Source organism: Pseudooceanicola sp. NS-SX9, assembly GCF_057380705.1.
This window is the reverse complement of sequence record NZ_CM170818.1, coordinates 2,692,328-2,705,253: the sequence shown is the minus strand read 5'-3', so window position 1 is coordinate 2,705,253 and position 12,926 is coordinate 2,692,328. Positions and strand designations below refer to the sequence as shown.

The 12,926-nt window shown below is 65.5% G+C and carries 11 protein-coding genes; 1 reads left to right on the top strand and 10 read right to left on the bottom strand.

Annotation, left to right across the window (positions count from 1 at the left end; translation table 11 throughout):
* Positions 1-246: 246 nt before the first annotated feature.
* The 10 genes from aat to AC2ITM_RS12765 all read right to left on the bottom strand — a co-directional run bounded on the left by aat (position 247) and on the right by AC2ITM_RS12765 (position 11,345).
* Positions 247-891 carry a leucyl/phenylalanyl-tRNA--protein transferase gene (gene aat, locus AC2ITM_RS12810; RefSeq protein WP_486467022.1) on the bottom strand — a complete coding sequence of 215 codons (645 nt, stop codon included), beginning with the start codon at positions 889-891 and terminating at the stop codon, positions 247-249.
* 97 nt (positions 892-988) lie between these two features.
* A complete protein-coding gene (gene accC, locus AC2ITM_RS12805; protein WP_486467021.1) occupies positions 989-2,341 on the bottom strand; it encodes an acetyl-CoA carboxylase biotin carboxylase subunit in 1,353 nt (450 codons plus the stop codon).
* 5 nt (positions 2,342-2,346) lie between these two features.
* The gene (gene accB, locus AC2ITM_RS12800) at positions 2,347-2,841 is read right to left on the bottom strand and encodes an acetyl-CoA carboxylase biotin carboxyl carrier protein (protein ID WP_486467020.1); all 495 of its coding nucleotides are present in this window, start codon (positions 2,839-2,841) and stop codon (positions 2,347-2,349) included.
* Between the two features lie 154 nt (positions 2,842-2,995).
* Positions 2,996-3,886, bottom strand: coding sequence for a hypothetical protein (locus tag AC2ITM_RS12795; RefSeq protein WP_486467019.1), 891 nt, complete (start codon positions 3,884-3,886; stop codon positions 2,996-2,998).
* Positions 3,887-4,047: 161 nt separating this feature from the next.
* Positions 4,048-5,997, bottom strand: coding sequence for an acetate--CoA ligase (acs, locus tag AC2ITM_RS12790; RefSeq protein WP_486467018.1), 1,950 nt, complete (start codon positions 5,995-5,997; stop codon positions 4,048-4,050).
* A gap of 93 nt (positions 5,998-6,090) precedes the next feature.
* Positions 6,091-6,846, bottom strand: coding sequence for an ABC transporter ATP-binding protein (locus AC2ITM_RS12785; RefSeq protein ID WP_486467017.1), 756 nt, complete (start codon positions 6,844-6,846; stop codon positions 6,091-6,093).
* Positions 6,847-6,857: 11 nt separating this feature from the next.
* Positions 6,858-7,619 (bottom strand): ABC transporter ATP-binding protein, encoded by a 762-nt coding sequence (locus AC2ITM_RS12780; protein ID WP_486467016.1) that lies wholly within the window; start codon positions 7,617-7,619, stop codon positions 6,858-6,860.
* 10 nt (positions 7,620-7,629) lie between these two features.
* Positions 7,630-8,826 (bottom strand): branched-chain amino acid ABC transporter permease, encoded by a 1,197-nt coding sequence (locus AC2ITM_RS12775; protein WP_486467015.1) that lies wholly within the window; start codon positions 8,824-8,826, stop codon positions 7,630-7,632.
* 3 nt (positions 8,827-8,829) lie between these two features.
* Complete coding sequence (locus AC2ITM_RS12770; RefSeq protein ID WP_486467014.1) at positions 8,830-9,861, bottom strand: branched-chain amino acid ABC transporter permease; 1,032 nt, start codon at positions 9,859-9,861, stop codon at positions 8,830-8,832.
* Between the two features lie 143 nt (positions 9,862-10,004).
* Complete coding sequence (locus AC2ITM_RS12765; protein WP_486467013.1) at positions 10,005-11,345, bottom strand: substrate-binding protein; 1,341 nt, start codon at positions 11,343-11,345, stop codon at positions 10,005-10,007.
* Positions 11,346-11,577: 232 nt separating this feature from the next.
* Here AC2ITM_RS12765 and AC2ITM_RS12760 point away from each other — a divergent pair, with 232 nt between their 5' ends.
* Positions 11,578-12,906 carry a helix-turn-helix domain-containing protein gene (locus AC2ITM_RS12760; RefSeq protein WP_486467012.1) on the top strand — a complete coding sequence of 443 codons (1,329 nt, stop codon included), beginning with the start codon at positions 11,578-11,580 and terminating at the stop codon, positions 12,904-12,906.
* Positions 12,907-12,926: the final 20 nt, after the last annotated feature.

Here is a 12,926-nt window from a genome sequence, read left to right as displayed (position 1 = left end):
GTGGCAGGACCCGACCATGGCCTCATGGCCTCATGGCCTCATGGCCTCATGGCCTCATGGCCTCATGGCCTCATGGCCTCATGGCCTCATGGCCTCATGGCCTCATGGCCTCATGGCCTCATGGCCTCATGGCCTCATGGCCTCATGGCCTCATGGCCTCATGGCCTCATGGCCTCATGGCCTCATGGCCTCATGGCCTCATGGCCTCATGGCCTCATGGCCTCATGGCCTCATGGCCTCATGGCCTCAGGACCGCAGCCGGGCCAGCAGGCCGTCGCGGTCCTGGTGGATCTCGCGGGCGAAATCGCCCTTGCGGCGCAGCGCGTCCTGCAGGCGGGAATGGTATTCGGCGCGGCTGATTTCCTCGGCCCCGAGCGAGGCCAGGTGATCGGTCAGGAACTGGGTGTCGAACAGGCTGAACCCGGTCTGGCGCAGCCGGTCCACCAGCCAAGCCAGCGCGATCTTCGAGCCCCCCGTCCGGCGCGAGAACATGCTTTCCCCGAAGAACGCCCCGCCCAGCGTGACGCCGTAAACGCCGCCGATCAGCTGGCCGTCGAGGGCCCGGATCTCCAGAGAATGGGCATGGCCGCGCAGGAAGAGCGCGGTGTAAAGCGCGCGGATCTCGGCATTGATCCAGGTTTCGGGGCGGTCGGCGCAGCCGTCCATGACACCCTGGAAATCCTGGTCGATGGTGACGGTATAATCATTGCGACGGATCATCCGCGCCAGCGAGCGTGACACATGGAAGCCCGCCAGCGGAAACACCCCGCGGCGGCGGGGGTCGACCCAGAACAGTTCCGGGTCGTCGCGGCCTTCGGCCATCGGGAAGATCCCCGACATGTAGGCCTGCAGCAAAAGTTCGGGGGTGATTCCGGGTTCGTTGTCCTTCATGGGGCCGATCCTGGATCAGGGGTGCTTTCGAAAGCGTATGCGGCGAAAGCAGGGCAGGGCCCCCGCAGGGGCCCCGCCGCTGGCGCGGTCGCGAAGATCAATGCTTTGCGAAGGTGCGCTCCAGCCATTGTTCCAGCCAGTGGATGTTGTAGTTGCCCGACTGGATGTCGGGTTCCCGCAGCAGCATGTCGAACAGCGGCACGGTGTTTTCCACGCCGTCGACGATCAGCTCGCCCAGGGCACGGTGCAGACGCGCCAGCGCCTCGCGGCGGTCGCGGCCGTGCACGATCAGCTTGCCGATCAGGCTGTCGTAATAGGGCGGGATCTTGTAGCCGTCATACAGCGCCGAATCCATCCGCACGCCCAGCCCGCCGGGGGCGTGGTAGGCGGTGATCGTGCCGGGGCGGGGGGCAAAGCCCGGGACCGTCTCGGCGTTGATGCGGACCTCGATCGAGTGGCCGTTGATCTTCAGATCGTCCTGTTCGAACGACAGCGGCAGGCCAGAAGCCACGCGGATCTGTTCGCGCACCAGGTCGACGCCAAAGATCGATTCCGTCACCGGATGTTCCACCTGCAGGCGGGTGTTCATCTCGATGAAATAGAACTCGCCGTTCTCGTAGAGGAATTCGATCGTGCCGGCACCGGCATAGCCGATCTTGGCCACGGCATCGGCGCAGACCTTGCCGATGCGCGCGCGCTCTTCCTCGGTGATGCAGGGGCCGGGGGCCTCTTCCAGCACCTTCTGGTGACGGCGCTGCAGGGAACAGTCGCGTTCGCCCAGATGCACCGCCTTGCCCTTGCCATCGCCGAAGACCTGGATCTCGATGTGGCGGGGGGTGGTCAGGTACTTCTCGATGTAGACTTCATCGTTGCCGAAGGCGGCCTTGGCCTCGGCGCGCGCGGTGTGGAAGGCGCTTTCGATCTCGGAGGCGTCATGCGCCACCTTCATGCCGCGCCCGCCGCCGCCGGCGGTGGCCTTGATGATCACCGGATAGCCCATTTCGGCACCCAGCTTCTTGGCGGCGGCGATGTCGGGCACGCCCCCGTCCGAGCCGGGCACGCAGGGCACGCCCAGTTTCTTCATCGTGTCCTTGGCGGTGATCTTGTCCCCCATGACGCGGATATGTTCCGCGCGCGGACCGATGAAGGTGATGCCGTGGTCTTCGACGATCTGCACGAAGGCGGCGTTTTCCGACAGGAAGCCGTAGCCCGGGTGGATCGCCTGGGCGCCGGTGATTTCGGCGGCGGCGATGATGGCCGGGATCGACAGATAGCTTTCGGCGCTGGAATTCGGCCCGATGCAGACGCTTTCGTCGGCCATGCGGACGTGCATCGCATCGGCATCGGCGGTGGAATGCACCGCGACGCTCTGGATGCCCATTTCCCGCGCGGCACGGATCACGCGCAGCGCGATCTCGCCCCGGTTCGCGATCAGGATCTTGTCGAACATGGCGCTCACTCGATGATCATCAGCGGCGAGCCGTATTCGACGGCGGCCTTGTCCCCGACCAGGATGCGCGTGACGGTGCCCGATTTCGGCGCCGGGATGTGGTTCATGGTCTTCATGGCTTCCACGATCAGCAGCGTGTCGCCTTCGGAGACCTGGTCGCCCACCTTGACGAACGCCGGGGCAGAGGGTTCGGGCTGCAGGTAGACCGTGCCGACCATCGGCGAGGTCACCGCGCCGGGGTGATCGGCCGGGTCTTCGGAAGCGGCGGCCGCGGGGGCGGCGGCGGCCGGGGCGGGCGCTGCGGCCACGGGTGCGGCGGCGACGGGCGCCGGCATCGCGTAGGTCTGCGCGATCTCGGTCTTGCGGCTGACGCGCACGTTCAGCTGGTCGTCCTTGGCATATTCCCGCTTCACTTCAAGTTCGGTCAGGTCGTTGTCGCGCAGCAGTTCTGCCAGAGCCTTGATGAAGGCCACGTCTGCGTCATGCGTCTTTTCGGTCATTGCACCCTCGGTCGGATTGCGGGCCATCCAGCCCCCGTGATTGCACCGCTTATAGAGAATGCGACCAGCAAGGAAAAGCCGTGGATGACAGGGGAAAGGCCGCCCCTGACGGGACGGCCCATGGTGATATCGTGCACGTTTGGGTGAACGGGGCTCAGGACTGGCCCAGCTTCACCGGCGCGTCGTTGTTGACGGGGGTGGCGCTGTCCTTGTCGAAGGCGGCCATCTGCTTCAGCTTGTCCTTGCTATAGCCCTTGGCCCAGACATTGCTGCCATCGCTGCTGAGGTCGCTCAGCGGCACGGCGACGTCATGTTCGCCCAGGCCCATGAAGCCGCCCACGCCGATCACCGCCATATCCTTGCCGTTGACCGAGACGATCTGGTCGATCTCGCCAACGGTCTCGTTTTCCGAGACCTTCACATCGGCGCCCAGCAGCGCGCCCACGGTCAGCGTGGCGGGCGACAGGTCGCTGGGCTTGGTCTTGTCGGCCAGGTCCTCGATCTTGTTGCCGGCCTTGGTCATGCCGTTGCCGACGGCCTCGGCGGTCTTGTCAGCGCCGTTCTTCATCGCCTCGCCGGTCTTGTGGGCCATGTCGCCGGCGGCCTGCATGGTGCTGTCGGCGCCCTTCTTGATGGCGTCACCGGCATTGCCGGCGGCATCGGCGGTCGCGTGGCCTGCGGCCTCGGCGCCGTTCTTCACGGCCGTGCCGGCATGTTCGGCGCCTTCCTTGGTGTTTTCGGCGCCTTTCTTAATGGCGTCACCAGCATTACCTGCGGCATTCGCCGTGGCCTGGCCCGCGGCCTGGGCGCCATCCTTCACGGCCGCGCCGGTGTCGCCGGCGGCCTGCTTGGTGTCCCGGGCTGCGTCATGCGCCTTGGCCTCGGCCTCTTTCTTCTTCAGTTCCTGGTCCTTTTGCGCCTGGTCCTGCTGGGCCTGGGCGGTCAGGTTCATCTGGCTGTCGGTCGAGGTGGTCTGCGCCAGCGTCGGCCCTGCGAGAAGTGCAATGGCGGCCACACTGGTCATAAGGGTCTTGAGCGGTTTCATGGCGGATCTCCTTTTCCGTCGTTCGGGGAGATAACGAGGGGCCCCCCGCCATGGTTCCGTCCGGGTTCCGTCACGTTTCCCGGAATGGTCATGTGAAACCCCGGCCACTCGCGCGGCCGGGGTTCGGGCATGTCAGGGGAAATCGCAGAAGCGACAGTCCCTTAGTCGCGGTTCATGCGGTTCTCGATCAGCTCGTCCACCACCGAGGGGTCGGCCAGCGTCGAGGTGTCGCCCAGGCTGCCAAAGTCGTTCTCGGCGATCTTGCGCAGGATCCGGCGCATGATCTTGCCCGAGCGCGTCTTGGGCAGGCCCGGCGCCCACTGGATCAGGTCCGGCTTGGCGATCGGCCCGATTTCCGAGCGCACCCAGCGTTCCAGTTCCGCCCGCAGCGCGTCCGAGGGCTCTTCTCCGTTCATCAGGGTCACATAGGCATAGATGCCCTGACCCTTGATCGGATGCGGATAGCCGACGACGGCGGCCTCGGCGACCTTCTGGTGGGCGACAAGGGCGCTTTCGACCTCGGCCGTGCCCATGCGGTGGCCAGAGACGTTGATCACGTCATCGACGCGGCCGGTGATCCAGTAATAGCCGTCCTCGTCCCGGCGGCAGCCATCCCCCGAGAAGTAGTAGCCCTTGTAGTCGCTGAAATAGGTCTTCTCGAAGCGCTCGTGGTCGCCCCAGACGGTGCGCATCTGGGCGGGCCAGCTGTCCTTGAGGCAAAGGACGCCCTCGCATTTGGTCTCTTCGATTTCCTGGCCGGAATGCGGATCCAGCACGACGGGCTGCACGCCGAAGAACGGCACCGTGGCCGACCCGGGCTTGAGCGGCGTGGCGCCGGGCAGGGGCGTCAGCAGGTGGCCGCCGGTTTCCGTCTGCCACCAGGTGTCGACGATCGGGCAGCGGCCCTTGCCGACGTGATCGTTGTACCAGCTCCAGGCCTCGGGGTTGATGGGTTCGCCCACGGTGCCCAGCACGCGCAGGGTCGACAGGTCGTGCTTGTCCACCCATTCCGGCCCCTGGCCCATCAGGGCGCGGATGGCGGTGGGGGCGGTGTAGAACTGCGTTACCTTGTGCTTTTCGCAGACCGCCCAGAAGCGGCCGGGATCGGGATAGGTGGGCACGCCCTCGAACATCAGGGACGTGGCGCCGTTCGCCAGCGGCCCGTAGACGATATAGCTGTGCCCCGTCACCCAGCCCACATCGGCCGAGCACCAGTAGGTGTCGCCGTCATGGTAGTCGAAGACCAGCTGATGGGTCATCGCGGTATAGACCAGATAGCCGCCGGTGGTATGCACCACGCCCTTGGGCTGGCCGGTCGAGCCGGAGGTATAGAGGATGAACAGCGGGTCCTCGGCGTTCATTTCCTCGGGGTTGCAGTAGTCATCGGCCTCCAGCGTCAGTTCGTTGTAATCGTAGTCGCGGCCCTCGATCCAGGTGGTCTGGTCACCGGTGCGGCGCACCATCAGGCATTTCACCGTGTCCTTGCAGTGCAGCAGGGCGGTGTCGGTGTTGGATTTCAGCGGTGTCTTGCGGCCGCCGCGGGGTGCGTAATCGGCGGTGATCACCACCTTGGCGTCGCAGCCGTTGATCCGCTGGCCAAGCGCATCGGGCGAGAAGCCCGCAAAGACCACCGAATGGATCGCACCGATGCGCGCGCAGGCCAGCATGGCATAGGCCGCCTCGGGGATCATCGGCAGGTAGATGATCACCCGGTCGCCCTTGCCCACGCCCATGTCGCGCAGCACATTGGCCATCCGGCAGACCCGGCGGTGCAGGTCGCGATAGGTGATCGACTGCGCCTGTTCGCCCGGATCATCGGGTTCGAAGATCAGCGCCGCCTGGTTGCCGCGGGTCTTCAGATGCCGGTCGATGCAGTTGACCGAGGCATTCAGCGTGCCGTCCTCGAACCAGTTGATCGACACCTCACCCAGGGTGAAATTGGTGTTCTTCACCTTGGTATAGGGCTTCATCCAGTCCAGCCGCTTGCCCTGTTCGCCCCAGAAGGCGTCAGGGTCGGCGATGCTGGCCTTGTACATGCTGTCGTACCTGGCGATGTCGATATGGGCGTCGCGGGTGAAATCTGCGCTGGGGGTAAACGCTTGATCGTTCATCTCGGGGCCTCCTCCCTTCGAATATCTTTCCTCACGTTAATGGTTAGGCCCGCGCCCGGGCGTCGGCAACTGCGACGTTGGGCGCAGGTCCCCTCAGATCGCGAGGTATTCGGCCCGGAGCGCCTCGTTCGAGAGGACCTCGGCGGCCGAGCCGTCATAGACCACGGACCCTGTGTCGAGGATCACCGCACGGTCCGCAAGTTCAAGCGCCCGCACGGCATTTTGTTCCACCAGGATCGTGGTGATGCCCTGCTGCTTGATGATCCGCAGGGTCTTTTCGATCTCGTCAACGATGACGGGGGCCAGCCCTTCATAGGGTTCGTCCAGCAGCAGGACCTTGATGTCGCGGGCCAGCGCGCGGGCAATTGCCAGCATCTGCTGCTCGCCGCCCGAGAGGGTCACGCCCTCCTGCCGGCGGCGTTCGCCCAGCCGCGGGAACAGGTCATAGAGGCGGTCGATGGACCAGCCGATGGGCGGGGCGATCTGCGCCAGCTGCAGGTTTTCCTCGACCGTGAGGCCGGGGATGATGCAGCGGTCCTCGGGCACGAGGCCAATGCCCGCCTGCGCCGCCTGGTGGCTGGCCATCTTGTGCAGCGGCTGGTGGTCCAGCCAGATCTCTCCATGCGTCACCTGCGGGGAATTCATCCGCGCGATCGAGCGCAGCGTGCTGGTCTTGCCCGCCCCGTTGCGCCCCAGCAGGGCCAGGATCTCGCCCTCGTGGACGTTGAAGCTGACGTTCTGCACGATGTAGCTTTCGCCGTAATAGCTCTCCATGTTCCAGACAGAGAGGAAGGCGGGGGCGGTTTCGGCCAGGTTGTGGCCCCTGGAAAAGTCGGCTCTGGTGTTCATCCCGGTCTCTCCTATGCGGCGGCGGTTTCGCCCAGATACGCTTCGCGCACCTTCGGGTGGCCCTTGATGTTCTCGGGGGTGTCCTCGACCAGGGGGGTGCCCTGGGCCAGCACGGTGATGCGTTCGGCCAGGCTGAAGACCACGTGCATGTCGTGTTCGATGATGGCGATGGTGATGTCGCGTTCGGCCTTGATCTGCTTGAGCAGGTCGATGGTGTTGTTGGTATCCGCCCGCGCCATGCCGGCGGTCGGTTCATCCAGCAGCAGAAGCCGCGGTTCCTGCGCCAGGCACATGCCGATTTCCAGCCGCCGCTTGTCGCCGCGGCTCATCGAGGCGGAATGCATGTTGCGCTTTTCGATCATGTTCATGTCGATCAGCATCTGTTCCGCCTTGTCGCGGATCTGGGCGTCCTTTTCGACATTGCGGATGCCGTTCAGCCGAAAGGCGCCGTCGCGTTTCGCAAGGCAGGGGATCATCATGTTTTCCATCACCGTCAGATCGCCGAAGATCTCGGGTGTCTGGAACACGCGGGAAATGCCCATCTGGTTGATTTCATAGGGCGTGCGCCCCAGAACCGACTGGCCGTCGAACATCACGCTGCCGGTGTCGGGGATCAGCTTGCCCACCAGGCAGTTCAGCAGGGTGGACTTGCCCGCCCCATTCGGCCCGATCAGCGCATGGACCGAGTTCTCCGCGATGGACAGGTTGACGTTCGACAGCGCCTGCAACCCGCCAAAGCGCTTGCCCACGTTCTTGACTTCGAGAATGCCCATGGTCGCCTCCTTATTCGGCCGGGGTGGACTGGGTGGCCTTGCCGGCCTCTTCGGATCTGCGGAACAGGCGCATCACGCGGCTGCCGCCCTCGACCAGCCCGCCGGGCAGGAAGGTCACGACCAGCATGAACAGCAGGCCCAGCGTCAGGTGCCAGCCCGAGCCAACGAAATGCTCGACCACCCAGATCACGCCATTTTCGATGCTGTCGGGCAGGGCGTGGAACCACGAATGCAGCACGTTGTCGTTGATTTTCGAGAAGATGTTCTCGAAATACTTGATGAAGCCCGCGCCCAGCACCGGGCCGATCAGCGTGCCCGCGCCGCCCAGGATGGTCATCAGAACGACCTCGCCGGAGGCGGTCCACTGCATCCGCTCGGCGCCCGCCAGCGGATCCATCGAGGCCATCAGCCCCCCCGCCAGCCCCGCATACATCCCCGAGATCACGAAGGCCGCAAGGGTGTAGGGCTTGGTGTTCAGCCCGGTATAGTTCAGTCGGCGCTGGTTCGATTTCACCGCCCGCAGCATCAGCCCGAAGGGCGAGCGGAAGATGCGGATGGCGATGTAGAAGGCCACCAGCAGCACCGCGCCGCACAGGTAGTAGCCGGCGTTGAACGGGAAGCTCCAGCCGCCCAGGACCAGGGTGGTGGTTTCGCGCATTTCCAGCCCGAAGAAGTTGGTGACAGGAATGCCGCCGGCGGCCGTCTGCGAGGCGCCGAAGATGCGCGGATCGTTCAGCGTCAGCTGCAGGCCGGTCTCGCCGTTGGTGAGCGGCGTCAGGACCGAATAGGCGAGGTTAAAGCTCATCTGGGCGAAGGCCAGCGTCAGGATCGAAAAGTAGATCCCCGAGCGCCGCAGGCTGATGAAGCCGATCAGCAGCGCGAAGAGGCCCGACACGACGACCGACAGCAGGATCGCCGGAAGGACGTTCATCGACAGAAGCTTGAACATCCAGACGGCGGAATAGCTGCCGACCCCCAGAAAGGCCGCATGGCCGAAGGACAGGTATCCGGTCAGGCCGAACAGGATGTTGAAGCCCACCGCGAAGATCCCGAAGATCACGAAGCGCTGCATCAGGTCGGGATAGCCCGCGTTGAACTGCGCCAGGGCGCTGTCGGCGGGGAAGGGGTTCAGGATGAAGGGCGCGAAGATCACCATCGCGGCGACGATCAGCAGAAGGGCAAAGTCTTTCTTTCCGAGACCCAGCATGGATTAGTCCTCCATCACGCCCTTGCGGCCCATCAGGCCCCGCGGACGCATAAGCAGAATGACGATGGCGGCGACGTAGATGATGATCTGGTCGATGCCGGGGATCAGCGCCTTGATGGCATTCATCGAGGCGAAGCTTTCCAGAATGCCCAGCAGGAAGCCTGCCATGACGGCGCCCGGAAGGCTGCCCATGCCGCCGACCACGACCACCACGAAGGACAGCACCAGGAAATCCATGCCCATGTGGTAGTTGGGCGAATTGATCGGGGCGTACATGACGCCCGCCATGCCGGCGACGGCGGCGGCGATGCCGAACATGATGGTGAAGCGGCGGTCGATGTTGATGCCCAGCAGGCCCACGGTTTCGCGGTCCGCCATGCCGGCGCGCACGACCATGCCGAAGGTGGTGAACTGCAGGAAGGCGAAGACCCCTCCGATGATGACGGCGGCGAAGGCGAAATACACAAGCCGCCAGTAGGGGTAGATGATGACGTTCGGATCCATCCCCAGCAGTGCCCCGAAATCGAAGCTGCCGCGGAACACGTCGGGGGCCGGGGTGGCGATCTGGTTGGCGCCGAAATAGTGCTTGATCAGCTCTTGCAGGACGATGGCCAGGCCGAAGGTCACCAGGATCTGGTCCGCATGGGGGCGGCGGTAGAAATGCTTGATCAGCCCGCGTTCCATGACATAGCCGATGGCGATCATGACGGGGATGGAAAACAGGATGGCAAGGGGCACCGACCAGTTGATCAGCACCGCGCCGACATCGGGGCCGAACCAGGCCTCGACATAGGGGGTCTTGACCTTCAGCGGGTTGCCCAGAAAATCGGTGCGGCTGGGGTCGATCGTCAGGAACGACAGGTTCAGGATCTTGTTCAGCGTCACCGCGCAGAAGGCGCCGATCATGAACAGCGCCCCATGGGCAAAGTTCACGACCCCCAGCGTGCCGAAGATCAGTGTCAGGCCAAGCGCGATCAGCGCATAGGCAGAGCCCTTGTCGAGCCCGTTCAGGATTTGCAGGATGATGGCGTCCATGTCCCTACCTCGAATTTTTGCGAAGAACCCGGGCGCGGGTTCCCCCGGAGGAGGGGACCCACGGCCCGGGCAGGGGCCGCGCAGAAGGGGCGCAGCCCGCAGGGCGAAGCATCGCGGCAGAAGACCGCCGCGATGTCAGGGAGTTACGCCCCGGGATTGCAGGCGCCCAGCGATCCGCCCGCAAACATCGGGTGGTCGGGCGCATAGGTGACCTGATCGACCGGCGTCACCTCGACCACTTCCAGCAGGTCGAATTCGGACTGCGGGTTTTCCTTGCCGCGCACCACCAGAACGTCCTTGAAGCACTGGTGATCGGCGGCACGGTAGAGGGTCTTGCCATTGCCCAGCCCGTCGAATTCGTAGCCTTCCAGGGCCGCGCCGACGTCACAGGGGTTGAACGACTTGGCCCGCGCCACGGCATCGGCATAAAGCAGCGTCTGCACGTAGCAGGTGTGCGCCGCCTGGCTGGGCGGGAAGCCGTACTTGGTGCCGAAGCTTTTCACGAAGGCCTTGGTGCCCTCGTCTTGCAGGGACCAGTGCCAGTTGGTCGAGCCGTAGATGCCCTTGACCGCAGCCCCCGCGCCCCGCGCCATCAGGCGGGAATAAAGCGGCACGACGATCTCGAACTGCTTGCCGTTGACGATCTTGTCCTTCAGGCCGAACTGCACCGCCTGGGTCAGCGAGTTGACCATGTTCCCGCCGTAATGGTTCAGGATCAGCACATCTGCGTCCGTTTGCAGGATCGGCGTGATGTAGCTGCTGAAATCCGTCGCGGCCAGCGGCGTGCGCACCGTGTTGACGGTGGTCCAGCCAAGCGCCTCGGTGGCGGCCTTGATGCTTTCCTCCTGGGTCCAGCCCCAGGTGTAGTCGGCGGTCAGGTGATAGGCCTTGCGGTCGGTGCCGTAGGTCTTGGCCAGCACCGGTGCCAGCGCCGCGCCCGACATGTAGGCGTTGAAGAAGTGGCGGAACCCGTTGGCCTTGCGGTCCTTGCCGGTGGTGTCGTTGGAATGCGTCAGCCCCGCCATGAAGATGACGCCTGCTTCCTGGCACAGGCCCTGCACCGCGACGGCCACCCCCGAGGACGACCCGCCCGAGATCATGATCGCGCCGTCCTTCTCGATCATCGACTTGGCACTGGCGCGGGCGGCATCGGATTTGGTCTGGGTGTCGCCGGTGACGAAGGCCACCTTCTTGCCCAGGATGCCGTTGCCCTCCAGCGCCTTCGAGCTGAAGGTGTTCAGCATCCCGCCGTCGCCTTCGCCGTTCAGGTGCTCGACCGCCAGCTGGAAGGCGCGCAGTTCATCGGCGCCCTCGTCCGCATAGGGGCCCGATTGCGGCACGTTGAAGCCCAGCGTCACCGTGCCGCCGGTGGGGGCGTTGGTAAAGGCGTCGGCCGCGCTTGTGAAGATCGTCGGAAGAGCCAGACCGGCCGAGCCGATGGCCCCGGTCTTCAGCACCCCGCGACGGGTCAGAAGCTTTGACATGAGTATCCTCCCTGATTGTGCGTTGGGGCCTCCTCTGCCCTTCCGCGTGCAGGCCTGGCATCTCCCGAATGCCGCGCCATGCAAAGGGATCATCGCAGGGAAATGGAAAATCAGGCAACAAGACACTTGAAACGCAGGATTTTTCTGTAAATAAAATCACCATGATCGCGCGAAAGTGGTAAATTCCTTCATTCGCGCTTGCAGAAACGGCTTGATAGGACAGGGAAATCGCATGGCGCGAGAGGGGCGCGGGCGGGAACTGACCGGCACGCGAATCCGTGACCGGCGCCTGCACCTGGGGTTGAAGCAGGCGGATCTGGCGCGGGCGGCGGGGATCTCGGCCTCGTATCTGAACCTGATCGAGCACAACCGCCGCAGAATCGGCGGCAAGCTGCTGCTGGCGCTGGCCGCGCAGCTGGGGGTCGAACCCTCGGCGCTGAGCGAGGGGGCCGAGGCCGCGCTGCTGGCAACGCTGCGCCAGGCCGCCGCCGCCGTGCCCCAGGCCGGGGCCGAGCTGGAGAAGATCGAGGAGTTCTCGGGGCGTTTTCCCGGCTGGGCGGGGGTGCTGGCGGTGCAGAACCGGCGGCTGGCGACGCTGGAACGCAGCGTCGAGGCCCTGAGCGACCGTCTGGGCCATGATCCGCATCTGGCGGCCTCGCTGCACGAGGTCCTCTCGACCGTGACGGCGATCCATGCGGCGGCGGGGATCCTGGTGGCCGAACGCACGCTGGAGCCCGAATGGCGCGACCGCTTCCAGCGCAACATCGCCGAGGACAGCGCCCGCCTGGCCGAGGGCGCCCGGCGGCTGGTGGCGGATCTGGAGGGCGACGGCGACCGCCCGGCGGATCTGTCGACCCCCGAGGACGAGGTCGAGGCCTTCCTGGCCGCCCATGACTACCATTTTCCCGCGCTGGAGGGCGGCGGGCTGGCCGAGGCGGTGCTGGACAGCGCAGCCCTTGGCAGCATCGCGGCGCAGGCCATGGCGCGGCGGATCCTGCGCCGCTACGCCGCCGATGCGCAGCTTCTGCCGGCCGAACGGCTGATCCCGGCGCTGCCGCGGGCGCCGGAGCGGCTGGATCCCGGGGCGCTGGCGGCGCGTTTCGGGCTGGATCCGGCGCGGATGATGCGGCGGCTGGCGGCGCTGCCGCGCGCGGTCTGGCAGGATCTGGGCCAGCCGGTGCCGGGGCTGGTGGCCTGCGACGCCTCGGGTACGCTGACCTTCCGCAAGCCGCTTGATCGTTTCGCGCTGCCGCGTTTCGGGGCGGCCTGTCCGCTGTGGCCGCTGTTCCAGGCGCTCAGCCGGCCGATGATGCCGCTGGCCTCGGTCGTGCGGCTGGCGGGGCGCAGCGACCGGGTGTTCCGCATCCATGCCATCGCCCAGCCCGCAGGCCCGCCGGTGCCGAACCGGGAACCGATGTTCGAGGCCCACATGCTGTTCCAGCCCGCCCCCGAGGTCGAGGTCACGCCGGATCTGCCCCGCATCGGCATCACCTGCCGGATCTGCCCCAAGCCCGATTGCCGCGGCCGCCGCGACCCCTCGATCCTGGCCGAGGCCCCCTGAGCCTGCGGCAAAAGCCGCGC